Consider the following 23,115-nt stretch of genomic DNA (forward strand, 5'->3'; position numbering starts at 1 on the left):
CCGGGCCCCTCCGCCCTGTCCGGACGTCCCTTCTCGGACATCGCGCAACGAGCCCCGGACGTGGTGGCTTCGGCTGCGCGAAGGTGGGCATCACGAACTACGAGGAGGCAGGGACGGAGGCCGGTGGGGATGCTGAGGAACGCCAAGAGCACAAGCCGCCTGGACATTCTGGACTGGCTCAATGATCCGGCGGCCCACTTCCCGCCCCAGCGCCACGCGGACCTCGCCGAGGACGGCGTCAGTGTCCGGGCCGTCGCCGCGAAGCTCGGAGTCTCCCGCCGGGTCGCCGGCGCCCACCTGGACCTGCTGACCCGCCTCGGCCTGCTGCGCACCAAGCGCATCCGGCACCGGGTCTACTACCGGCGTGACGACATCCGGATCGCCGAGGTGGCCCGGCTGTTCGAAAAAGGCTGGTGAAACGGGGCCGGTTCGCGGGTCGCCGGGCAGCGCCCCCGGCTGCCACCATGGGGCCCATGGACCGACCCACGCGCCTCGTCCCCCTCCACTACGTCGCCGTCGGCGGCCGAGGCCCGGAGGACGTGGTCACGGATCCGGACGGGCGGGTCCTGACCGGCGTCGAGGACGGCCGCATCCTGCGCCTGGACGGCCTCGGCGACCCGGACACCGTCCGGGTGCGGGTGCTGGCGGAGACCGGCGGCCGCCCGCTGGGACTCGAACTCCTCCCGGACGGCGACCTGCTGGTGTGCGACGCGGAGCGCGGCCTGCTGCGCGTCGCACTCGCCGACGGTGCGGTGCGCGTCCTCGCCGACGCGGTCGAGGGGGAGCCGCTGCGGTTCGCGAGCAACGTGGTCGCCCTGCCCGACGGCACCGCGTACTTCACGGTCGCCAGTCGTCGCTTCCCCCTGCACCAGTGGGTCGGCGACATCGTCGAGCACAGCGGCACCGGCCGTCTGCTGCGCCTCGCCCCCGGCGCCCGGGGCCCCGAAGTGGTCTGCGAGGGGTTGCAGTTCGCCAACGGGCTGGCGGTGAGCGGCGACGGCACCTTTCTGATCGTCGCCGAGACCGGCGCGTACCGGCTGACCCGGTACTGGCTCACCGGCCCGCGCGCCGGCCGCGCCGAGTTCTTCGCCGAACTGCCGGGCATGCCCGACAACATGTGGCGGGACGGTGATCTCACCTGGGTGGCCCTCGCCGGGCCGCGCAACCCCCCGCTCGATCTGCTGCACCGCACCCCGTCCGCCGTGCGGCGGACGGCCGCCCGTGCCGCCGTGCACGCCCCCTACCGCCCGGTCGGCACCGTCGCCGTCATGGCCCTCGACGACGACGGCCGCGTCGTCCACCACCTCGCCCGGCAGCGCTCCGGCTTCCGGATGGCCACCAGTGTCTGCGTGACCGGCCGGCTCCTGGTCCTCGGCAGCGTCTGGGAGCCCGGTGTCGCCGTCTGCACGGCGCCCACCGCGAAGTGACCTGCGGGTACGCCCGGCGGTAACCTGTTGCACCCGTCGGGGCGGTGCCCGAACAGGAGATGTACGACCCATGACAGCCCCGGAGGCCGAGAGCCTCCATGTCCAGCCGACGCCCCGGCGTCGGTCCGAATGGCGTACCCAGGCCCCGGTCGTCGCGATGGTCGCGGCGGGCGGCGCGATCGGCGCGGTGGCCCGTTACGCCCTCGCCCTGGCCCTGCCCACCGCGGCGGGCGGGTTCCCCTGGGCGACCTTCTGGACGAACGTCATCGGCTGCGCGGTGATCGGGGCCTTCCTGGTCCTGATCACCGAGTCACTGCCCGCGCACCGCCTGGTCCGGCCCTTCTTCGGCACCGGTGTCCTCGGCGGCTTCACCACCTTCTCCACCTACGCCGTCGACATCCAGAAACTGGTCGACCACGGCAGGCCCGCCACCGGCCTCGCCTATCTCGCCGCGACCTTGTGTGCGGCCCTCGCGGCGGTGTGGTGCGCGGCCACCGTGACCCGCCGTGTCCTCACCCGGAGGCAGCGATGACGAGACTGACCGGCCGTGCCCTGCGCCTGACCGTCTACGTCGGCGAGGACGACACCTGGCACCACAGGCCCCTCTACAGCGAGATCGTGCACCGCGCCCACACGGCCGGCCTCGCGGGCGCCAGCGTCTTCCGGGGGGTCGAGGGCTTCGGTGCCTCCTCCCGCATCCACACCTCCCGGCTGCTGTCGCTCAGCGAGGACCTGCCGGTGGCGGTGGTGGTCGTGGACACCGAGGAGCGGATCCGGGCGTTCCTGCCGCAGCTCGACGAACTGGTGACCGAAGGCCTGGTGACCTTGGACGACTGCGAGGTCATCAGGTATGTCGGCCGGACGGACAACCCGGGCGAACCGGACGTGGAAGGTAAGAACTCGTTGTGAATTGGCTGCTGGTCGTCCTCGGTGCCGCCGCCGGTGCCCCGCTGCGCTACCTCACCGACCGCGCCGTCCAGACCCGGCACGACTCCGTCTTCCCCTGGGGTACGTTCGTCGTGAACGTCGCCGGCTGCCTGATCCTGGGCCTCCTGACCGGCGCGGCCGCGGCGGGCGCCGCGAGCCCGCACCTCCAGCTCCTGCTGGGCACCGGCCTGTGCGGGGCGCTCACCACGTACTCGACGTTCTCTTACGAGACACTGCGGCTGACCGAGACCGGCGCGGGGCTCTACGCTGCGGCCAACGTCGTCGCGAGTCTCGTCGCCGGGCTCGGGGCGGCCTTCGCCGGGGCGGCGATCGCCCAGGCCCTGTGGGCGTAGAACTTGCTTCACACCCGCGCGCTGTAGGACTGTCTACAGCACTGTCGACCAAACTCTGCAGAACTGGATCCCATGAGCGCCATCTCCGTCGGTCAAGCCGTCGTCCTCGGTGTCGTCGAGGGGGTGACGGAGTTCCTCCCGGTGTCCTCCACCGGTCACCTCAAGATCACCGAGGGGCTCATGAACATCCCCGTCGACGACAAGTCCGTCGTCGGGTTCTCCGCCGTCATCCAGGTGGGTGCCATCGCCGCCGTACTGGTCTACTTCTTCAAGGACATCAAGCGGATCGTCTCCGCCTGGTTCCGCGGTCTGACCAACAAGGAGGAGCGCTACCACCACGACTACAAGTTCGCCTGGTGGGTCATCTACGCGACCATCCCGATCGTCCTGGTCGGCCTGGCCGCCAAGCCGCTGATCGACGGTGCGCTCGGGTCCCTCTGGGTGGTCGGCGGCTCGCTCATCGTCGGGTCCGCTGTGATGTGGTGCGCGGACCAGATGGGCCGCCACAAGCGCGGTGAGGACGACACCTCCTTCAAGGACGCGATGCTGGTCGGCTGCTCGCAGATCCTCGCCCTGCTCTTCCCCGGCTTCTCCCGCTCCGGCGCCACCATGTCCACCGCGCTCGTCCTGGACCTGGACCGCGTCGCCGCCACCCGGCTCTCCTTCTTCCTCGGCATCCCGGCCCTGACCGGCGCCGGCATCTACGAGCTCAAGGACGCCCTCGGCGCGGGCGTCGGCGCCGCACCGCTGGCCGTCGGCACGATCGTCTCCTTCGTGGTCGCCTACGGCTCCATCGCCTGGCTGCTGAAGTTCGTCGCCAAGCACTCCTTCAACGCGTTCGTGATCTACCGGATCGTCATCGGCCTGGTGGTCTTCGGCCTGCTCGCCACCGGGACCGTCAACGCCTGACCGGCCGGGCGCCCCGCGACCGCCCGGTCACCGCTCCGCCACGGGGTGTGACGCCTGCGCATTCAGGTGTCGCGCCCCGTGAATGTTTCCTTTCGCGACACCTTGACAGCCTCGTCCCGCAACCCGGAACATCTCACCCGTGAACCTGTCAGACAGCCGGACAGCCGGACAGCAGCCTCCTCGGCGGATCAGCGCCATGGAGGCGGTGCTGGCGCATCTGCGCGGCGCCATCGAGCGCGGCGAGTACGCCATCGGCGACAAGCTCCCCTCGGAGGCGGAGCTCTGCCGAACCCTGGAGATCAGCAGGCCCGTCCTGCGCGAGGCCCTGCGGGCCCTGCAGACGATGGGCCTGACCGTCTCCAAGACCGGCAAGGGCACCTTCGTCGTCGCGAACGCCGTCGAGGACCCCACCTTCGGCGACTACGCGGCCAGCGACCTGCTGGAGGTGCGCCGGCACATCGAGATCCCGGTCGCCGGGTACGCGGCGCTGCGCCGCACCCCGGAGAACCTGGACCACCTGACCCATCTGCTCGACCGCATGGAACGGGAGACGGACACCACCGCGTGGGTCGCGATGGACACCCTCTTCCACCTGGCCGTGGCCGAGGCCGCCCAGAACCCGGTGTTCCGCCGGGTCATCGAGGAGATCCGGGACGCACTGGCGCGTCAGTCGGCCTTCCTCAACGAACTGGGCGGATTCCGCCGCGAGCAGTCCAACCGGGAGCACCGGGCCATCGTCGAAGCGCTGATGGACGGTTCCGAATCCGACGCCGTGGACGCCATGAGCCACCACCTGGACCGCGTCGAGACCACCCTCACCCACATCGTGCGCCCCGCGCGCACGGTCCAGCACAAGGAAGGCGGAACCGAGGCGTGAGCGAACAGCACCTCAAAGACGAGACGCGCCCCTCGTCCCGTCACATCGACGCCGGAGACCACGGCTACAGCAAGTCGCTGAAGCACCGGCACGTCAACATGATCGCCATCGGCGGCGCCATCGGCACCGGCCTCTTCCTCGGCGCCGGCGGCCGCCTCGCCGACGCGGGCCCCTCCCTCTTCGTCGCGTACGCGGTCTGCGGGGTCTTCGCCTTCCTCGTCGTCCGCGCCCTCGGCGAACTCGTCCTGTACCGCCCGTCCTCCGGCGCCTTCGTGTCGTACGCCCGGGAGTTCCTGGGCGAGAAGGGCGCCTACACGGCCGGCTGGATGTACTTCCTGAACTGGGCCACCACCGGTATCGCCGACATCACGGCGGTCGCCACCTACACCCACTACTGGGGCATGTTCTCCGACATCCCGCAGTGGGTGATCGCCCTGATAGCCCTGGCCGTGGTCCTCACCGTGAACCTGATCTCGGTGAAGATCTTCGGCGAACTGGAGTTCTGGTTCGCGATCGTCAAGGTCAGCGCCCTGGTCGTCTTCATGGTCATCGGCATCTTCCTGCTGGTCACCCAGCACCCCGTGGACGGCGCGACCCCCGGCCCGTCCCTGATCACCGACAACGGCGGCGTCTTCCCCAACGGCCTGCTCCCGATGCTGCTGATCATCCAGGGTGTCGTCTTCGCCTACGCCTCGGTGGAACTGGTCGGCGTCGCCGCCGGCGAGACCGAGAACCCCGAGCAGATCATGCCGAAGGCGATCAACTCGATCATGTGGCGGGTCGGCCTGTTCTACGTCGGCTCGGTGGTGCTGCTGTCGATGCTGCTGCCCTGGAACAAGTACACGGCGGGCCAGAGCCCCTTCGTCACCGTGCTCTCCCACATCGGCGTCCCGGCGGCCGGCGGCGTGATGAACCTCGTCGTCCTCACCGCGGCCATGTCCTCGCTCAACTCCGGCCTCTACTCCACCGGCCGCATCCTGCGCTCCATGGCCGTCAACGGCTCCGCCCCGAAGTTCACCGCGAAGATGAGCCGCAGCCAGGTCCCGTACGGCGGCATCCTGCTCACCAGCGGTATCTGTGTCCTCGGCGTGGGCCTCAACTTCGTGGTCCCCGCCGACGCCTTCGAGATCGTCCTCAACTTCGCGGCGATCGGCATCCTCGCCACCTGGGGCATGATCATGCTCTGTCACCTGCTCTTCTGGCGGAAGACCCAGAACGGCGAACTCACCCGCCCCGGCTACCGACTGCCGGGCTCCCCCTGGACCGAGATCGTGACGCTGGCGTTCCTCGCCTCCGTCCTGGTCCTCATGTACGCCGACGGCGGCGCCGGACGCACCACCGTGCTGTGCCTGCCGCTGATCGTCGCCGCGCTGGTCGCCGGCTGGTACGCCATCCGCGGCCGCCTCGCGCGCTCGTCCGCCGGATCCGACGCGTGAACCGCGCACCGGTCCGTACCACCTCACCCGAGACCAGGCAGTGATGTACAGCAGTTCCCCCGCGGCCGCACCCATCGTCCGTGAACCCCTCCACGCCCCCGTCGCCCACCTCATCCGCGGCGGGGTCGTCGAGGGCATCCACTACGGTTCCGTCGTCGTCCTGGACGCCGACGGCCGGGTCCAGTTCCAGCTCGGCGACATCGAGGCCGCGTTCTACCCGCGCTCGGCCCTCAAGCCGGTCCAGGCCGTGGCGATGCTGCGGGCCGGGCTGCCTCTCGACGGCGACCTGCTCTCGCTGGCCGCCGCGAGCCACTCCGGCGAGGAGCGGCACCTCGCCGGGACCCGGCGGATCCTCGACCTCGCCGGGCTGACGGAGGCCGACCTGCGCAACGTTCCCGACATGCCGTACGGCGCCGCCGTCCGGGACACCTGGATCCGCGAGGGCCGGCAGCCCTCGCGGCTCGCGCAGAACTGCTCCGGCAAGCACGCGGCGATGCTGTGGACCGCGAAGCTGAACGGCTGGTCGCTGGACGACTACCTGGACCCGGCGCACCCGCTCCAGCAGGCGATCGCCGAGATCGTCGAGGACCTGACCGGGCAGCGGGTGGCGGCGACGACCGTGGACGGTTGCGGGGCGCCGCTGTTCTCCATCTCCCTGCACGGGCTGGCCCGCGCAGTGTCGCGGATCGCCGCCGCCGCGCCGGGCACGCCCGAGGCGAAGGTCGCCGACGCGATGCGGGAGCACGCCGAGATGGCGTCCGGCGCGGGGCGTGACGTGGCCGCGCTGATGGCGGCCGTGCCGGGGCTGCTCGCCAAGGACGGCTTCGAGGGCGTGCAGGTCGCCGCGCTGGCGGACGGGCGGGCGGTGGCCGTGAAGATAGCCGACGGGGCCGATCGGGCGCGGGTGCCGGTCGCCGCGGCGGCGTTGGCGCGGGCCGGGGTTTCGCCGGAGTTGCTCACCGAGTTCGCCGGGGAGGCGCTCCTCGGCGGCGGGCGGCCGGTCGGGTGTGTGCGGCCCGTGCGTTCGCTGGAGCCGGTTGCGGCTTGCGCCTAGTGGGGCGAGTCGATTTGTTGTCGGGCGGCTGCGGGCCGGGTGTGGCTGGTCGCGCCCGCGCGGCGGTAGCCGCATATCAATAACGCCCCGCGCCCCTTACGGGGCGCTTTACCCTCACTCTTTTGGAACAGGAACCCATGACCAGTCGCAGCGAACACGATCTGCTCGGTGACCGGGATGTACCCGTCGACGCGTACTGGGGTGTGCACACCCTGCGGGCGACCGAGAACTTTCCGATCACCGGTATGGCGATCTCCGCGTACCCGCATCTGATCGAGGCCCTCGCCGCCGTCAAGGAGGCCGCCGCCCTCGCCAACGAGGAACTGGGGCTGCTGACGCCCGAGAAGGCGGCCGCCATCGTCGCCGCCTGCCGGGAGATCCGCGGCGGCAAGCTGCACGACCAGTTCGTCGTCGACGTCATCCAGGGCGGTGCCGGTACGTCGACGAACATGAACGCCAACGAGGTCGTCGCCAACCGGGCACTGGAGTTGATGGGGCACCGGAAGGGGGAGTACCGGTACCTGCACCCCAACGAGGACGTCAACCTGGGGCAGTCGACCAACGACGTCTACCCGACCGCCGTCAAGATAGCGACCGTGTTCGCGGTGCGCGGGCTGCTGCGGGCGATGGCCGTGCTGCAGGACTCCTTCGGACGCAAGGCCGTCGAGTTCCGTGACGTGCTGAAGATGGGCCGTACGCAGTTGCAGGACGCGGTGCCCATGACGCTCGGGCAGGAGTTCTCCACCTTCGCCGTGATGCTCGACGAGGACCGCAGCCGGCTCGCCGAGGCCGTCGAGCTCATCCACGAGATCAACCTCGGCGCCACCGCCATCGGCACGGGGCTCAACGCGCCCGCCGGATACGCCGAGTCGGCCCGCCGTCACCTCGCCGAGATCACCGGACTGCCCCTGGTCACCGCCGCCAACCTGGTCGAGGCGACCCAGGACTGCGGTGCCTTCGTCCAGATGTCCGGCGTGCTCAAGCGGATCGCGGTCAAGCTCAGCAAGGGCTGCAACGACCTGCGGCTGCTGTCCTCCGGGCCGAGGGCCGGGCTCGGGGAGATCAACCTGCCGCCGGTGCAGGCCGGCTCGTCGATCATGCCCGGCAAGGTCAACCCGGTGATCCCGGAGGTCGTCAACCAGGTCGCCTTCGAGGTGATCGGCAACGACGTGGCCATCACCATGGCCGCCGAGGCGGGGCAGCTCCAGCTCAACGCGTTCGAGCCGATCATCCTGCACTCCCTGTCGGAGAGCATCACGCATCTGCGCAACGCCTGCCTCACGCTGGCCGAACGCTGCGTCGACGGCATCACCGCCAACACCGAGGTGCTGCGCGCGACCGTCGAGAACTCCATCGGCCTGGTCACCGCCCTCAACCCGCACATCGGGTACACGGCGGCCACCGACATCGCCAAGGAGGCCCTCGCCAGCGGCCGCGGTGTCGCCGAACTGGTACTGGAGAAGGGTCTGTTGCCGGCCGAGCGGCTTGCCGACCTGCTGCGTCCCGAGGTCGTCGCCGGCACCGGGTCGTCGCTCGCCTGACCTGCGCGTACGCACCAGGACCGGCCCGGAGGCACAATGGTGATCATGACAACGACGTCGTCCCCCGCCTTCCTGCCGGTCCTGGAGCGCATAGCCGAGGAAATAGGCCGCACCCCGGGACGCGGCCGGACTGCCGACTACATCCCGGCGCTCGCGGCCTGCGATCCCCGCAGCTTCGGCATGGCCGTGGCCGAGCTGGACGGCACGGTCTACGGCGTCGGCGACTGGCGGCAGCCGTTCTCCACGCAGTCCATCACCAAGGTCTTCACCCTCGCCCTCGACCTGGCCCGCGAGGGCGACGAACTCTGGGAACACGTCGGCCGCGAACCCTCCGGCAACCCCTTCAACTCCCTGGTCCAGCTGGAGTACGAGAACGGCATCCCGCGCAACCCCTTCATCAACGCGGGCGCCCTGGTCGTCACCGACCGCCTCCAGACCCGTACCGGCGACGCGGCCGGCGAGCTCCTGGGCTTCCTGCGGGCGGAGAGCGGCAACCCCTCCCTGGACTTCGACAAGGAGGTCGCCGCCTCCGAGTCCCAGCACGGCGACCGCAACGCCGCACTCGCCCATTTCATGGCGTCCTACGGCAACATCGACAACGAGATCCCGGTCCTCCTCGACCAGTACTTCCGGCAGTGCTCCGTCGCCGCCTCCTGCGCCGACCTCGCGCTGGCCACCACCTTCCTGGCCCGCCACGGCATCCGCGCCGACGGCACCCGCCTCCTCACCAAAAGCCAGGCCAAGCAGGTCAACGCGGTGATGCTGACCTGCGGCACGTACGACGCGGCCGGCGACTTCGCCTACCGGGTCGGGCTGCCGGGCAAGAGCGGGGTCGGGGGCGGGATCATCGCGGTGGTGCCGGGCCGTTGCACGCTGTGCGTGTGGAGCCCCGGCCTGGACGAACGGGGCAACTCGGTGGCGGGAGTGGCGGCGCTGGACAGATTCACGACCCTCACGGGCCTGTCGGTGTTCTAGAGGTTCCAGAGGTTCTGGAGGCAGAACTCTCGTCGCCCGGGTGCGGAGCGTCCCGGCAACGCACCACTCACCGGTAACAACCGGGCCGCCCCCGGGAAAGCATGCCGTCGCCCAACGGCAACCCACCCTTGCCACGCTGACCCAGTGTTGGCCATGGCTTTTCCCGTCGATCTACGCCGCTGCCAGGTACTCGGCCTGGCCGGCACCGCCTTCCTCGCCCTGGGAGGTGAGACGGCCGGCGCCCTGCCCGTGGCGGACCTGCTCGCACCGGGCTCCGTACAGGCGGCGTTCGGCCTGGTCGGCGTCTACTTCGGCGTCGTCCTGCTGATCGCGGCCTGGCTGCTCCTCGGCCGCCTGGTGCGCAGCGCCGACCCGCCCACCCCGCGCCGGCTGCTGCTGGTGCTCGCCGTCTGGGCGACTCCGCTGCTGCTCGCACCGCCGCTCTTCAGCCGGGACGTGTACAGCTACCTCGCCCAGGGCGCGATGGTCGACGCCCACATGGACGTCTACACCTCGGGCCCCGCGCAGCTCGGCGGCCCGCTCGCCGACGAGGTCGCGCCGGTGTGGCAGAACACCGCCGCCCCGTACGGCCCCGCGTTCATGGGCGTGGCCTCACTGCTGTCCGGACTAACCCGCGGCCAGCTCCCCGCCGGGCTCTTCGGGATGCGGCTGGTGGCGCTGCTCGGCGTCGGCCTGATGGCGGCCGCCCTGCCCCGGCTCGCCCGGCACAGCGGCGCCGACCCGGCCGCCGCCCTCTGGCTCGGCGCCCTCAATCCGCTGGTGCTGCTGCACCTGGTGGCGGGCGCCCACAACGACGCGATCATGCTCGGTCTGCTCGGCCTGGGCCTGGTCGCGGCGCTCGGCCGGTGGCCGGTCCTGGGAGCCGTGCTGGTCACGCTCGCGGCGCTGGTGAAGGCGCCCGCCGCGCTCGGGCTGCTCGCGATCGTCGTCGTACAGGCGCGCAGGGGCCGCAGCCCGGCGCGGGCCACCCTGCTGACGGCCGCCGCCTCCGGGGCCACGACCGTGGTCGCGACCGCCCTCGCCGGGACGGGCTACGGCTGGATCAGTGCCCTCGACACTCCTGTCTCCCCGCACAACTGGGCGCTCAGCAGCCTGCTCGGCCGGGTCACGGGCCGGATCCTCGAACACTTCGGCAGCTCCCTGGCGCCGCTGGCCGTGCCCGCCTGGCACCTGCTCGGGCTGGCGCTGACCGCGCTGACCGTCCTGCTGATCTGGGTCCGCCTGCGGCCCCGCCCGGTCTACGCCCTCGGCCTCAGCCTCGCCGCGGTCGCCGCCTTCGGTCCTGCGATCCGCCCCTGGTACGCCCTCTGGGGCCTCTTCCTCATAGCCGCGGCGGCACCCAGCACCTCGGTACGGCACCGGGTGGCCGCCGTCACCGGCGTGCTCGCCCTCGCGGTCCTGCCCAGCGGCGGTCCCGCCGACGCCGGCCAGCTGGTCCTCGCCGTCCTGGGCGGGGTGCTCGGCGTGGTCGTGCTCTGGCAGGCCCACCAGGCGGCGCAGGCCCCGGCGCTGGGACGTACGGCATGAGGGGGCCGCGGACCGAGCGGGGCAGGCTGCTCCTGGTCGTGGTGCTCGTCGCCGCCGTGACCGTGTTCACGGCCACCGTGCCGCTGCTGCGCGACTGGTTCGACCTGCGCGTCTACTACGGCACCGTGCACACCTGGGTGCACCACGGCGGCCGGATCTACGACTACCGGGTGCCCGGCACCGAGTACGGCTTCACCTATCCGCCGTTCGCCGCGCTCGGCATGCTGCCCATGGCACTGGTGGGGCTGCGGCCGGCCATCGCGGCCTCCCTGCTGCTCAACCTGGCCGCGCTGGCGTTCGTGCTGCGCGTCCTGGCCGGGCCCGGCTGGCGGCGTCTGGGCTGGTACCGCTGGGCGCTGGCGCTGTGCGCGCTGGCGCTGTTCGAGCCGCTGCGGGACACCTTCAGCTTCGGCCAGGTGAACCTGGTACTGCTCGCCCTGGTCCTTGCCGACTGCTGTCTGCTGCGCAGCGGCCGGGGCCGCTGGGCGGGTGCCGGGATCGGGCTCGCCGCCGCGGTGAAGCTGACGCCCGCGCTGTTCATCGGCATGCTGCTGCTCGCCCGCAGATGGCGGGCGGCGGCGACGGCCACGGCCGTGACGCTCGCGGCCACCGGGCTCGCCGCCTGGGCCGACCCGGGGGCGTCCCGCTTCTACTGGACACGGGCGCTGTGGGACACCGGTCGGGTCGGCCGGCTCGACTACGTGTCCAACCAGTCGCTCCAGGGCGTGCTGGCCCGGCTCGGTCATCCGGACAAGCCGCTGTGGGCGATCGTCGTCCTGCTCACGCTGGCCGTGTGGGGGTGGCGGACCCGCAGGGCGGTGGCCGCCGGGGACTGGACGGCGGCCTTCGCGCTCACCGGCCTCGCCGCCTGCCTGGTCAGCCCCATCACCTGGGTGCACCACCTGGTGTGGGTGCTGCCGTCGTTCGTGGTCCTGTCCCGCGCCGGGTACCCGCGGATCGCGGGCGCCCTGTACGCGGTGATGTGCACCAGCGTGGTGTGGCTGTGGGTCGACGACGCGTCCGGCATCGACGGCTTCCTCGGCGGCAACCTCTACACCTGGGTCACGCTGGGCCTGCTGTGCGGCCTGCCGACGGGTCAGCCGCGGCCGGTCGGACCGGAGCCCTCGGACCGGCCGGAGCCCTCGGACCGGCCGGCGCGGTCGCCCCTGAGCCGCGCCGCCAGGGTCACCGCCCCCGCGCCGAGTGCCGCGCACGCCAGGACGAGGGCCGCGTCCGGCCAGCCGGAGCCGTTCCCCGGTGCCGTGTCCGCCGCCATCGGCACGGTGCTCGGACCCGGCCGCGGGGCGGGTCGCAGCGCGGCCAGCGAGCCGACCGGATCGACCCGTCCGGCCGCGCCGAAGCCCCAGTCGAGCAGTTGACGGGCCTCGTCGTACACCCCGCCGTCCTGGGGGTTCAGCACGGTCACCACCAGGGTCCGGCCGCCCCGTCGGGCGGCGGCGACCAGGGTGTTGCCGGCGTTGCTGGTGTAGCCGTTCTTGATCCCGATCATGCCGGGGTACCGCTCGACGCCGTCCTCACCGGTCAGCAGCCGGTTGGTGTTCTCGATGCCGAACGACCAGCCCCTGCCGGCCGGGAACCGGGCCTCGGCGGTGGAGCAGTAGCGGGCGAAGTCGGGATTGCGCAGCCCGGCCCGGCCGAACACTGCCAGATCGTAGGCCGAGGAGACCTGGCCCGGTGCGTCGTAGCCGTCGGGGGACTCCACCTGCGTGTCCAGGGCGCCCAGGGAGCGGGCCTTGCTCTGCATCAGGGTGACGGTGCGCTCCCAGCCGCCGTCGAGCGCGGCCAGGACGTGCACGGCGTCGTTGCCCGAGCTGAGGAAGACGCCCCGCCACAGGTCCGCCACCCGGTAGGTGTGTCCCTCCTCGACGCCGACCAGGCTGCTGCCCTCCTCGACGTCCGCCAGTTCCGCGGAGGTCACCCGGTGCTCCAGGCCGGCGGGCAGCACCGGCAGCACGGTGAGCGCGAACAGGGTCTTCAGCGTGCTGGCGGGCGGCAGCCTGCGGTGTGCCTCGTGCGCCGCCAGCACCTGGCCGCTGTCCGCGTCGGCCACCAGCCAGGAGAGCGCGGAGACGTCCGGGACCGCGGGTGCCCCCGCGTGCGGCCGGACCTGGACGCCGGAGCGGTAGAGCAGCGCCGGCCCGGGCACCGCCGACGCCGGGGCGGGCGCGGTGGCCTCCGCGGCGGCCGTGGCGGGTGCCAGTGCCAGCAGCCCGGCCAGGCAGAGGGCGCAGGTGGCCACCGTCGCCCGGCGCGGAAATCGGTCAGTCAATCCGATCGTCATACGATCAACGTAGGAAGGGTGGCGCCCTACGGCGCGTGGCCTGGGCCGGATGGACGCGCGGAGCAACCCGGATGCCGCACACGGGGCGTCCCGCGTCGGCCCGACGCGAGGCGTCAGCCCGCCGGCAGGGTCGGCTGGACCCGGCGCAGGAAGGTGACGTTGTCCGGGGTCTCCCGCATCCGCTGCAGGAGTGTCTCCAGGCCGCCCGGCGTGCCCTCCCGGCCCTGCAGCGCCCGGCGCAGTCCGTGGACGACGGCCAACTCGGCCGGGGCGAGGAGGAGTTCCTCGCGGCGGGTACCGGAGGGGGCGATGTCCAGCGCGGGGAACACCCGCCGGGAGGCAAGCTCGCGGTCCAGGCGCAGCTCCATGTTGCCGGTGCTCTTCAGCTCCTCGAAGAAGTAGCCGTCGGCCCGCGAACCGGTGTCCACCAGGACGGTGGCGAGGATGGTGAGCGAGCCGCCCTCCTCGGCCTTGCGGGCGGCGCCGAAGAACCGCTTGGGGCCGAGCAGTGCGCCGGCGTCGACACCGCCGCTGAGCGTACGTCCGTTGGAAGCGGCCGCGTTGTTGTGGGCCCGGCACAGCCGCGTCAGCGAGTCGAGCAGGATGACGACGTCCTTGCCGTCCTCGACGAGCCGCTTGGCGCGCTCGACGACGAGTTCGGCGAGCGCGATGTGCTCCTTGGCGGGCCGGTCGAAGGTGGAGGCGTACACCTCGCCGCGCACCGAGCGCCGCATGTCGGTGACTTCCTCGGGGCGCTCGTCCAGCAGCAGCACCATCAGATGGGCCTCGGGGTGGTTGCCGGCGACGGCGGCCGCGAACTGCTGGAGCAGCACGGTCTTGCCGGTCTTCGGCGGGGCCACGATCAGGCCGCGCTGCCCCTTGCCGACGGGCGTGAACAGGTCGGCGACCCGTCCGGCGAGCCCGGCCGCCGGATGCTCCAGGCGGATGCGCTCGTTCGGGTGCAGCGGGGTCAGGTCGCGGAAGTGGGGCCGGCCGCGCAGTTCCTCAGGGTGACGGCCGTTGACGCGCGTGACCTCGGTCAGCGTGCGCCGGTCGCCCCGGACGCCCTCGACGAGGTCGCCCCGGCGCAGGCCGTGACGGCGGATCAGGGCGGGGGAGACCTGCGGGTCGCCGGGGGAGGGCAGGCAGCTCGGCGCCCGCAGCTGCCCCTTGCCGGCCGCGTCGATGTCGAGGACACCGCTGACGGGACGGGTGGCGGGCTGCGCCTGCTGCTGTACGGGAGGTTCGAGTGTGGTGGTCATGAGAGGGGTCCTTTCGAGGACGGAGGACATGGCAGGAAGGGGGAGTGGGCCGCGAGCGGGAGGGCGTACACGCAGGCCTCCGGGCGGCGGGAACGGCACCTCGGGAACGGCATGGAAACCCTGGTCACGAGGTGGTGCGGAGGAGCCGGCGGCCGGTCGCTGAGCGACGGACGGCAGGGCCGGTGGAAGGGAACCGCACACGGCGCCCGATGCCGGACGACCGTATGTGCTGACCGCACTATACCCACGGTTCCGGCAGCGTCAACATGATGCCGGGCACCGATATTCCCGGCCGGTCCGCTCGCCGTGGTCAATGCGGGCGGTGCCGGTACGGGTCGCGGACCGCGGGGTGGATTCGCGGTCATGATGTGACAACAGTTCTGCCGGGCACGGGACTTGATGTCGGGTTATGCCTTATCTTCACGACATGTCCACGCCACCGCAACAGCCGCCCGCCTCACCTCAACAGCCCGAACCTGCCGCCCCGGAGCAGCCCGGACCCGCCGCCCCGCAGCAGTCCGACCCCGCCGCCCCCCAGCCGCCCGTGGCGCCGCCGCAGCCGACCGCCTACCCGTACCCGAACCCGCAGTCGCCGCCCCCGCCGAACCCCTACGCCCAGCCGACCCTCGTCAACCAGCCCGCACCGCCGACACCGGCCAACCCCTATGCCGGACCGCCCGGTTACGGCTACCCGCCGCCGGCCGGCCGCAGCGGCGCCGCCGGAAGAGCGGTGCTGTGGGCCGTCGTGGGCGCGGTGGCCGCCTCCGCCGCCTGGGCGGGCGGCCTCTTCCTGACCGGCGGCTTCGGGACCGCCGCCGACCTGCGCGGCTACCAGGCGCCCGCGAACCTGTGCTCGGGCGCGGACTACTCGTCGTTCAAGGACGAGTACCCGGTCGACGACTCGGCCCCGACCAAGAACACCCTGAAGGACCCGGCCCTGGACGAGAGTTCCTGCAGTCTCACCCTCAAGAAGACCGGGTCCACGTACGCGGACGCCTATCTGTCCATGCAGGTCGACCTGCACAAGAAGACCGACCCGGGACCGGAGTTCACCGCCACCTGGAAGAACTACGGCGACAGCCACACCGATTACGACGTGACGCCGGTGCGGGGTATGGGCGACGAGGCCTATCTGGTGACCCAGGACACCAGCAGCGGCTCCACCACCAGCGGCTCGCGGTACGCGACACTCGCGGTGCGGGACGGCTGGATGACGTACACGATGAGCTACAGCGTGTACCTCTCGTCGTACGAGAGCGACACGAACCCGCCGGCGCTGGGCGACGTGACGGGCTGGCTGAAGACCGACACCAAGTCCACGCTGGAACAGCTCAAGGGCTGACGCTCAGACCTGGCGGAGAAGCCGCCGTCGACGCCGCGGTGACCGTGCTTCCCGTAGGCTGGCCGGATGTTCAGCCCCGAAGGACCGAGTCCCCGAGAACTCGCCGTGCAGGCGCTGTCCTCGGTCGAGCGCGGCTACGACCTGCTGGCCCCGAAGTTCGACCACACCCCCTTCCGGACGCCGGACCCGGTCCTGGAGTCGGTCGCGAAGGTGCTCGCCCCGCTCGGCCCGTTCGCGGACGGTCTCGACCTGTGCTGCGGCACCGGCGCCGGTCTGGACGTGCTGGCCCAGGTGTGCCGGAGAACGGTCACGGGCGTCGACTTCAGCGCCGGCATGCTCGACGTCGCCCGGCGGCTGCCCCCGCCCGACGGTCCCGACGTCACCTGGGTGCGGGCCGACGCCCGGGCGCTGCCGTTCGGGCCGGCCTTCGACCTGGTCGTCAGCTTCGGCGCGTTCGGTCACTTCCTGCCCCGGGAGCTGCCCGGCCTCTTCGGCCAGGTCCACTCGGTGCTGCGACCGGGCGGCACCTTCGCCTTCCCGGTGGTGGCGCCGCCCCGCCCCGGCAGCCCCGCGTTCTGGACGCTGCTCGGCTTCGACGCCGTGATGCGGGTGCGCAACGCCCTGTGGCGGCCGCCGTTCGTCATGTACTACCGGGCCTTCCGGCTCGGCGACGTGCTGGGCGAGCTGGCGCGGGCGGGGTTCGTGACCGACCTGTACGCGCTGCCCGGGCTCGGCGCCCGTGACGACGGCAGCCCGCGCGCCCGGCTGGTCGTGGGCCGCCGGGGTCAGTCCACGGCGGGCACCGTGAACTCGTAGACCAGCATGTCCTGCTGGGCGTCCACCACCAGGTCGGTGATCTCCAGTGGGCGGGCGTACTGGTCGTGCACCCGGCGGGTCACCCGGACCGTGGCCGCGTCGGCGACCTGGGTGATCGAGTCCCGGTGGTGCAGGGCCAGGCCCGCCTTGCGCATCCAGTCGTAGGCGCGGCGCAGTTGCGCGGTGGTGGCGGCGGTGCCGTCGGCCCGGTCCCGGTACCGGCCCAGTTCCTCGACCTCGGTCAGGGCCACCGCCGAGAAGGAGGTGACGGCGGTGCGCAGGGCCCGGCCGTCGGGTGTCGCGGACTCGTAGCGGTGCACCAGGGTCGGCCGGTGCGGGCACAGTCCGAGCGCCGCCGCGTGCTCGGGCGGCGGCTCCTCCCAGGTCACGGTGGTCCGGTCCACCGCACCATGGTCCACGGTCCCGGCGCCCACCGGGAAGGCCAGGCAGACCGGCCGCTCCACCGGACGGCCGGGCAGCGCGGCGTGACTGCCCCGCCGGTCGGTGGCGACCAGTCCGCTGCGCCGCAGTACCTCCAGCGCCTGCCGGACGGTCTCCCGGCTGACTCCGAAGTGCCGGGCCAAATCCCGCTCCGACGGCAGCCGTTCGCCCGGGGGGACGGTGCCGTCGTGCAGCTCGCCGAGGAGCCGTGTCGCGATCCGCCAGTACAGGGGATGCCCCTCGCTGCCGGGGTGGCTGCCGGGTTCGATCTCGGGACGGTCGTGCGGGATGGTGCGGGTCATGCCGGTGCGGGCCATGCCGCGGCCTCCTGTGGATGACAAGACGTAGCCGTGCGGATTCGGTGCGCGACCACATCTAGCATTGGTCTAAACCATCAGGGAAGGGTGGCCCGCGGGATTCGGCCGAAACCGCGCGGCCTCGCCGAGCACCGGCCTCACAGGCTCGCGTACACCGCGGCCACCAGGGCCGTCTTGCGCGGGTCGTCCGCGATCCGCGGTCCCATGCGGTTCATGACGTACCCGAGCGAGACGCCCGCCTCCGGGTCGGCCAGCCCGCAGGAGCCGCCGAAGCCGTCGTGTCCGACGGCCCGCGGGTTCGGCCCGTACGAGCCGTTCGCGCCGCTCAGCCACAGCCCGAGCGCGACCTCGGTCTCGTGCTCGAAACCGGCCCCGAGCACCAGGTCGCGGCAGCTGCCCTGCCCCTCGCGCGCCCGTTCGGCGGCCTCGGGGGACAGCAGGCGCAGACCGCCGTACGCGCCCCGGCCCGCGAACACGCCGTACAGTGCGGCGACCGCCCGTGCGGTGCCGTGCCCGTTGGCCGCCGGGATCTCGGCCGCCCGCCACTCGGGGGTGTTCGCCGCCGACGCCCCCACCCCCGGGTTGGCGAGGGCCGCCACCGCGGCCGGTGCCAACTGGCTGAAGACAGCCGCCTGTTCACTGTCCGAAACGACCCGCGGATGGGTCAGCTCGGCCGCCCGACCGGACTCCTTCTCCGGCAGCCCGACGGTGAAGTCGATCCCCAGCGGTCCGGTCACCTCCCGCGCCAGGAACGCCCCCGGCAGCAGCCCCGACACCCGCCGCACCACCTCGCCGACCAGGAAGCCGTAGGTCAGCGCGTGGTACCCGGACCTGGTCCCCGGCTCCCACCAGGGCTCCGTCGCCGCCAGCCGCGCGGTCGTCAACTCCCAGTCGTACAGCTGCTGGAGGGAGTGCCGCTCACGCAAACCGGACAGGCCGGCGCGGTGCGACAGCAGATGGCGGACGAGGACCCGCTCCTTGCCCGCCGCCGCGAACTCGGGCCAGTACGCGGCCACCGGCGCGTCGAGGTCCAGCAGCCCCCGGTCGGCCAGGATGTGCGCGCACAGGGCCACCGGCCCCTTGGTCGTGGACCAGACGTTGACCAGGGTGTCCCGCTCCCACGGCCGGGTCCGCGCCGGATCGGCCCAGCCGCCCCACAGGTCCACCACCGTCTCGCCGCCGACCGTCACCGTGACGGCGGCGCCCAGCTCCTCCCGGTCCCGGAAGTTCTCCTCGAACGCCTTGCGCACCGCCGTGAAGCGCGGTGCGCAGTGACCCTGGACCTGTGTCTCGTGCTCGGACATGCGCCCTCCGTCGTACGCCGTACCCCGGGCCGCGACGCTGCGGCCCGGGCGACCAGAACGTACCGACTGGTCGGACCGGAGGGAAGACCGAGGACGGGCCCGGCCTCCCGGGCCCTTGCGTTCAGGCGTACGAACGCAGCCAGCGCACCTTCGCCGCCTCGTGGTACGGGCCGCCGCCCTCGTGGTCGTTGAAGTCGTACACCTCGATGGCCTTGTCCTCGTGCGCCCAGGCGTTGAACGCCGCGAAGACCGTGGACGGCGGGCAGGTCTGGTCCTCCAGGGCCGCCGAGAACAGCGCCGGGGCCCGGCCGCGCGCCGCGAAGTGCACACCGTCGAAGTAGGAGAGGGTGCGCTGGACGTCGGCCGAGCGGCCGCGGTGGGTCTTCAGGAACAGACCGATCTCCCGGTACGGGTGACGGTCCGTCAGCGTGGTGGCCCGCGGGAAGTCGCACAGGAACGGCACGTCCGGGGCGACCGCGGCGAGGTCCGGGACCAGACCGCCGACCGCGATGGTGATCCCCCCGCCCTGGCTCGCGCCGAGCGCCACGGTCCGCGCCGCGTCGGTCAGCGGGTGCGAGCGCGCCGCCTCCACCGCCCGGACGGCGTCCGTGTACACCCGCCGGTAGTAGTAGTTCTCGGGCGCGTCGACACCGCGGGTCATGAACCCCGGGTACGCGGGCGCACCGCCCACCGGGTCGGCGGTGCCGCCCCCGCCGCCCCAGGCGCTGCCCTGGCCGCGGGTGTCCATCACGAAGTGCGCCCGGCCGGTCGAGGCCCACAGCAGGTTCTCGTGCGGCAGCCCGCGTCCGCCGCCGTAGCCGATGAACTCCACGACCAGCGGCAGCGGTTCGCCGGCGCCGGCCGGCAGCCGCAGCCAGCCCTTGACCGGGTGACCGCCGAACCCGGCGAACGTCACGTCGTAGACGTCGACCGTGGACAGCCCGGTGTCGACCGGCTCGAAGCGGGCGTCGAGATCGTGCTCACGGGCCTCCTGGAGCGTCTTGGACCAGAAGGCGTCGAAGTCGTCGGGCGCCACCGACGCACTGCGGTGGTCGCGCAACTCGTCGAGAGGAAGGTCGAACAGGGCCATCAACAACCGCCTTGGTGAAGGGAAGGTGCGGATGATCACACCGTACGCGGGCGGCCCGAGCGCTCGCCAGAGCGCGGGGACGCCACGGGCGGCGGCCGACCCCCTGGTCACGGGCCCGCGGCGCGCCTCGCGCACGGCGGCGCGGAGCTCCAAGGGGCGGCGCCTGGGTCAGGCGCGCCCGCGGGTCCAGTCCGGGCCGGTGCGTGCCCACTCCTGCTCCCACTCGGCGAGCCGGTGCCGCAGCGCCACCCGGCGGACGATGCCGTGACCGAGCAGCACCACGGCCGCCGCGCCGCCCGCCCCGCACAGGCCCACCGTGACCGTGTGCTGCCAGACGGCGACCTCGCTCGGCGGCGGGGCGACCCCGTGCCCCCGCCGGTCGAACCAGACGTCCACCACGTCGCCGCCCCTGGCCCCGCCGGGCACCCGCGCGAGGGCGGTGCGGGCGCCCTTCCCGGGCACGATCCAGCGGACGTCCGCCTGGTAGGCGTGGTCCGCGTCGCCGCCCTGCACCGAGGGCAACTGCTCGGGGACGTTGCCGACCACCACCGCGCGGACCCGGTGCCGCTCGGCGCGCTCCGCCAGGGCCACCGCTCGCGCCTGGCCGTGCGCCCACAGTCCCGCCACTGCTCCCGCGAGGGGCGCGCCCGCGCACAGCAGGACCGCGACGACCAGCGCGATCCACGCCTCCACCATGTCCGACCTGCGCCGCAGCGGGTTCTGCCGCCAACGCCAGCCGTGCACCCGGGTACGCATGCCGACCTCCTCGCCGCCACAGGAGCCGACGGGCCGGACCACCGGTCCCCAGCTCCCAGCGTGCCCCGCCCGCGCGTGAGCGTCCACAGGGGTCTGGTACCCCGTACGGCACACGCCGCGGCCGTTCGCCACACCACCGCGCCACTGCGCCGCGCCACCGCACCGCGCCACTGCGCCGCGGCGCTCCGGTCCAGGTCATCCCCCCCCCCGGATCATTGCGGCCGTGTGAACGATCCCCGCGTGCGGGAATAGCCGCCCCGCACACATCCTTGGCGCGAGTGCCGCTACCGGGACACCGGTGACTGCACCAGAGAGCGAGGAAACACGATGACCAAGGCGTACGTCTACACCAGGCACGGCGGGCCCGAGACCGAGGCCTTCGCCGACGTGGACCGGCCCGGCCCCGGCCCCGGCGAGCTGCTGATCGCGGTGCGCGCGGCGGGGGTGAACCCCGTCGACTGGAAGCTGCGGGGAGGTATGCGCCGGCCCGGTGCCGCCGAGCCCGTGTTCCCGGTCGTCCTCGGGAGTGAGGCCGCCGGTGTCGTCGAGGAACTCGGCGAGGGCGTGACCGGGTTCGCCGTCGGCGACGAGGTCTTCGGCAACACGGTCGGCGGTGCGTTCGCCGAGCACGCCGTGCTGCCGGCGGCCGTGACCGCCCGGAAGCCCGCCGCCCTGTCGTTCACCGACGCCGCCACCCTGCCGGTCGCCGCGGCCACCGCCTACGACGGGGTGCGCCAGCTCGACCTGCCCGAGGGAGCCACCCTGCTGGTCACCGGGGCGGGCGGCGGGGTCGGCGCGGCGGCCGTGCAGATCGCCCGCGCGTGGGGTCTGCGGGTGGTGGGCCTGGCGAGCGAGGCGAAGAAGGAGTTCGTCGAGTCGCTGGGCGCCGTGCACGTGCCCTCCGGGCCCGGCCTCGTCGAGCGGGTGCAGGCCGCCGCACCCGACGGCGTGGACGGCGTCTACGACCTGGTCGGCGGCGAGGTGCTCGCCGAGGCGGCCGGCCTGCTCGCCGACCGCACCAGGCTGATCACCGCCGGGGCCGCGCCCGAGACTGTCGCCGCCCTGGGCGGCGCCCGCGTCGAGCGCGCCCGTACCGCCGCCGTCCTGGACGAGGTGGCCGAACTCGTCGTGGGCGGTGAACTCGACCCGCATGTGTCGGCGACCTTCCCGCTGGACCAGGCCGACCGGGCACTGCGCGCCGTCGAGGACGGGCACGCCCGCGGCAAGATCGTGATCGAGGTCGCCGGATGAGCGTCCCCGGCCCCCGCGAGAACGCCCCGCACGTCCTCGACAACCCCGCCCTCGCCTCGCTCACCGGCCCGCACGCGCACTTCGCCGAACGGCGCGGCCGCGTCCTGCGCTACCCGGTCGACGTCTCCCCGTGGCTGGCGCTGCCCGACCGCCCCGAGGCAGCCGACTGGGCGGATCTCGCCGCCCTCGCCGGTCCCGGCGCGGAGGTCGGTGTGCCCGGCTACCGCGGCGAACTGCCGGACGGCTGGGAGCTGACCATGAACATCGCCGGAGTGCAGCTGGTGGACGAGGGGATGGAGACCGCCCCGGAGCCGGCGGCCGTCCGCCTCGGCCCCGCCGACGTACCGGAGATACTCGACCTGATCGCCCGCACCCGGCCCGGTCCGTTCCTGCCCCGCACCATCGAGATGGGCACCTACCTGGGCATCCGCCGCGAGGGCCGGCTGATAGCCATGGCGGGGGAGCGGCTGCACCCGCCGGGCTGGACGGAGATCAGCGCGGTCTGCACCGACCCCGCGCACCGCGGCGAGGGCCTCGCGACCCGGCTCATCCGTGCCGTCGCGCACGGCATCAGGGAGCGCGGCGAGACCCCGTTCCTGCACACCGGCGCCGAGAACACCACGGCCGTGCGGCTGTACGAGTCGCTGGGCTTCCGCCTGCGCCGCCGTACCGCCTTCATCGCCGCCCGGGTGCCCGAGACGCTCGGTCAGCCGGCGCCGGTGCCCGCCGACGCGCCCGTGTTGTAGCGCTCCAGGTACCCGGCGAACCTGACCAGGTCCTCCTCCGGCCAGTCCGCCAGCCGCTCCCGGAACGCGGTCCGGCGGCTGTGTGTGACCTGGGCGAGGATGTCCTGCCCGGCCTGCGTGAGGTGCAGCACCTGGACCCGGTGGTCCTCCGGGTCCAGGCGGCGCTCGATCAGCCGGGTCCGCTCCAGCGCCGCCACCTGCCGGCTGACGGTCGACTTGTCCAGCGCGTAGTGCGCGGCCAGATCGGTCGCCCGGCAGCCGCCGCTCTCCTCCAGGTGCCCGAGGAGGGTGTACGACACCAGCGACAGCTCGGGGTGCATGCGCCCGGCCGAGGCCCGGGCCCGGCGCGCGAAGGCGGTCATCTCGCGCTGGATGGTCTCGACGGCCGTCTCCGCCGCTGTCATGGGAATACCTCCTCGCCGGTCTAGTTGCACAATACAA

The 23,115-nt window shown here is 72.8% G+C and carries 23 protein-coding genes and 1 pseudogene; 17 read left to right on the forward strand and 7 right to left on the reverse strand.

The window, feature by feature from the left end; translation table 11 throughout:
* Window positions 1-129: 129 nt before the first annotated feature.
* The 13 genes from ACZ3KP_RS28195 to ACZ3KP_RS28255 all read left to right on the forward strand — a co-directional run bounded on the left by ACZ3KP_RS28195 (window position 130) and on the right by ACZ3KP_RS28255 (window position 12,426).
* Window positions 130-417 carry an ArsR family transcriptional regulator gene (locus ACZ3KP_RS28195; RefSeq protein ID WP_467502659.1) on the forward strand — a complete coding sequence of 96 codons (288 nt, stop codon included), beginning with the start codon at window positions 130-132 and terminating at the stop codon, window positions 415-417.
* Between the two features lie 56 nt (window positions 418-473).
* On the forward strand, window positions 474-1,427 hold the full coding sequence (locus tag ACZ3KP_RS28200; RefSeq protein ID WP_467502660.1) for an SMP-30/gluconolactonase/LRE family protein: 954 nt from the start codon (window positions 474-476) through the stop codon (window positions 1,425-1,427).
* Window positions 1,428-1,497: 70 nt separating this feature from the next.
* Window positions 1,498-1,959 (forward strand): fluoride efflux transporter CrcB, encoded by a 462-nt coding sequence (gene crcB, locus ACZ3KP_RS28205; protein WP_467502661.1) that lies wholly within the window; start codon window positions 1,498-1,500, stop codon window positions 1,957-1,959.
* Window positions 1,956-2,336, forward strand: coding sequence for a DUF190 domain-containing protein (locus tag ACZ3KP_RS28210; protein WP_360564809.1), 381 nt, complete (start codon window positions 1,956-1,958; stop codon window positions 2,334-2,336). Before crcB (ACZ3KP_RS28205) ends, ACZ3KP_RS28210 begins: the two co-directional genes overlap by 4 nt.
* Window positions 2,333-2,707, forward strand: coding sequence for a fluoride efflux transporter CrcB (gene crcB / locus ACZ3KP_RS28215; protein ID WP_132887532.1), 375 nt, complete (start codon window positions 2,333-2,335; stop codon window positions 2,705-2,707). Before ACZ3KP_RS28210 ends, crcB (ACZ3KP_RS28215) begins: the two co-directional genes overlap by 4 nt.
* Window positions 2,708-2,779: 72 nt before the next feature.
* Complete coding sequence (locus tag ACZ3KP_RS28220) at window positions 2,780-3,616, forward strand: undecaprenyl-diphosphate phosphatase (RefSeq protein WP_467502664.1); 837 nt, start codon at window positions 2,780-2,782, stop codon at window positions 3,614-3,616.
* A gap of 196 nt (window positions 3,617-3,812) precedes the next feature.
* Complete coding sequence (locus ACZ3KP_RS28225; protein WP_358973849.1) at window positions 3,813-4,493, forward strand: FadR/GntR family transcriptional regulator; 681 nt, start codon at window positions 3,813-3,815, stop codon at window positions 4,491-4,493.
* The gene (locus tag ACZ3KP_RS28230) at window positions 4,490-5,929 is read left to right on the forward strand and encodes an amino acid permease (protein WP_467502666.1); all 1,440 of its coding nucleotides are present in this window, start codon (window positions 4,490-4,492) and stop codon (window positions 5,927-5,929) included. Before ACZ3KP_RS28225 ends, ACZ3KP_RS28230 begins: the two co-directional genes overlap by 4 nt.
* 43 nt (window positions 5,930-5,972) lie before the next feature.
* On the forward strand, window positions 5,973-6,983 hold the full coding sequence (locus tag ACZ3KP_RS28235) for an asparaginase (protein WP_467502667.1): 1,011 nt from the start codon (window positions 5,973-5,975) through the stop codon (window positions 6,981-6,983).
* 137 nt (window positions 6,984-7,120) lie between these two features.
* The gene (gene aspA / locus ACZ3KP_RS28240) at window positions 7,121-8,524 is read left to right on the forward strand and encodes an aspartate ammonia-lyase (protein ID WP_467502669.1); all 1,404 of its coding nucleotides are present in this window, start codon (window positions 7,121-7,123) and stop codon (window positions 8,522-8,524) included.
* Between the two features lie 36 nt (window positions 8,525-8,560).
* Entirely contained in the window at window positions 8,561-9,499 is a 939-nt protein-coding gene (locus ACZ3KP_RS28245) for a glutaminase (RefSeq protein WP_467502670.1), read from the forward strand.
* Between the two features lie 153 nt (window positions 9,500-9,652).
* Complete coding sequence (mptB, locus tag ACZ3KP_RS28250; protein WP_467502671.1) at window positions 9,653-11,047, forward strand: polyprenol phosphomannose-dependent alpha 1,6 mannosyltransferase MptB; 1,395 nt, start codon at window positions 9,653-9,655, stop codon at window positions 11,045-11,047.
* Window positions 11,044-12,426: a glycosyltransferase 87 family protein gene (locus ACZ3KP_RS28255; RefSeq protein ID WP_467502673.1), complete on the forward strand. Its 1,383-nt coding sequence runs from the start codon at window positions 11,044-11,046 to the stop codon at window positions 12,424-12,426. Before mptB ends, ACZ3KP_RS28255 begins: the two co-directional genes overlap by 4 nt.
* An 89-nt stretch (window positions 12,427-12,515) precedes the next feature.
* Here the strand turns inward: ACZ3KP_RS28255 and ACZ3KP_RS28260 are convergent.
* Window positions 12,516-13,349, reverse strand: a pseudogene (locus ACZ3KP_RS28260) (D-alanyl-D-alanine carboxypeptidase family protein); the annotation flags it as partial.
* Window positions 13,350-13,462: 113 nt separating this feature from the next.
* On the reverse strand, window positions 13,463-14,611 hold the full coding sequence (gene rho / locus ACZ3KP_RS28265) for a transcription termination factor Rho (protein ID WP_467502675.1): 1,149 nt from the start codon (window positions 14,609-14,611) through the stop codon (window positions 13,463-13,465).
* A gap of 427 nt (window positions 14,612-15,038) precedes the next feature.
* On the opposite strand from rho, the gene ACZ3KP_RS28270 reads away from it, so the two are divergent.
* Together ACZ3KP_RS28270 and ACZ3KP_RS28275 are read left to right on the forward strand one after the other, a co-directional pair.
* On the forward strand, window positions 15,039-15,953 hold the full coding sequence (locus ACZ3KP_RS28270; protein ID WP_467502677.1) for a hypothetical protein: 915 nt from the start codon (window positions 15,039-15,041) through the stop codon (window positions 15,951-15,953).
* A gap of 66 nt (window positions 15,954-16,019) precedes the next feature.
* Window positions 16,020-16,769 carry a class I SAM-dependent methyltransferase gene (locus ACZ3KP_RS28275; RefSeq protein ID WP_467502678.1) on the forward strand — a complete coding sequence of 250 codons (750 nt, stop codon included), beginning with the start codon at window positions 16,020-16,022 and terminating at the stop codon, window positions 16,767-16,769.
* Here ACZ3KP_RS28275 and ACZ3KP_RS28280 read toward each other — a convergent pair.
* From ACZ3KP_RS28280 to ACZ3KP_RS28295, 4 genes are all read right to left on the reverse strand, one after another.
* Window positions 16,739-17,512, reverse strand: coding sequence for a GntR family transcriptional regulator (locus ACZ3KP_RS28280; RefSeq protein WP_467502830.1), 774 nt, complete (start codon window positions 17,510-17,512; stop codon window positions 16,739-16,741). The genes ACZ3KP_RS28275 and ACZ3KP_RS28280 overlap by 31 nt on opposite strands.
* Window positions 17,513-17,664: 152 nt before the next feature.
* Window positions 17,665-18,831 (reverse strand): serine hydrolase domain-containing protein, encoded by a 1,167-nt coding sequence (locus ACZ3KP_RS28285; protein ID WP_467502679.1) that lies wholly within the window; start codon window positions 18,829-18,831, stop codon window positions 17,665-17,667.
* Between the two features lie 121 nt (window positions 18,832-18,952).
* Window positions 18,953-19,921: an acetylxylan esterase gene (locus tag ACZ3KP_RS28290; protein WP_358973759.1), complete on the reverse strand. Its 969-nt coding sequence runs from the start codon at window positions 19,919-19,921 to the stop codon at window positions 18,953-18,955.
* Window positions 19,922-20,089: 168 nt separating this feature from the next.
* The gene (locus ACZ3KP_RS28295) at window positions 20,090-20,677 is read right to left on the reverse strand and encodes an Rv1733c family protein (protein WP_467502681.1); all 588 of its coding nucleotides are present in this window, start codon (window positions 20,675-20,677) and stop codon (window positions 20,090-20,092) included.
* A 327-nt stretch (window positions 20,678-21,004) separates the two neighbouring features.
* On the opposite strand from ACZ3KP_RS28295, the gene ACZ3KP_RS28300 reads away from it, so the two are divergent.
* Window positions 21,005-21,928, forward strand: coding sequence for an NADP-dependent oxidoreductase (locus ACZ3KP_RS28300; protein ID WP_467502683.1), 924 nt, complete (start codon window positions 21,005-21,007; stop codon window positions 21,926-21,928).
* Window positions 21,925-22,674 (forward strand): GNAT family N-acetyltransferase, encoded by a 750-nt coding sequence (locus ACZ3KP_RS28305; RefSeq protein WP_358973767.1) that lies wholly within the window; start codon window positions 21,925-21,927, stop codon window positions 22,672-22,674. Before ACZ3KP_RS28300 ends, ACZ3KP_RS28305 begins: the two co-directional genes overlap by 4 nt.
* Here ACZ3KP_RS28305 and ACZ3KP_RS28310 read toward each other — a convergent pair.
* Window positions 22,635-23,078 (reverse strand): MarR family winged helix-turn-helix transcriptional regulator, encoded by a 444-nt coding sequence (locus ACZ3KP_RS28310; RefSeq protein WP_467502685.1) that lies wholly within the window; start codon window positions 23,076-23,078, stop codon window positions 22,635-22,637. The genes ACZ3KP_RS28305 and ACZ3KP_RS28310 overlap by 40 nt on opposite strands.
* Window positions 23,079-23,115 lie beyond the last annotated feature (37 nt).

The organism is Streptomyces sp. NPDC020958 (assembly GCF_055562175.1).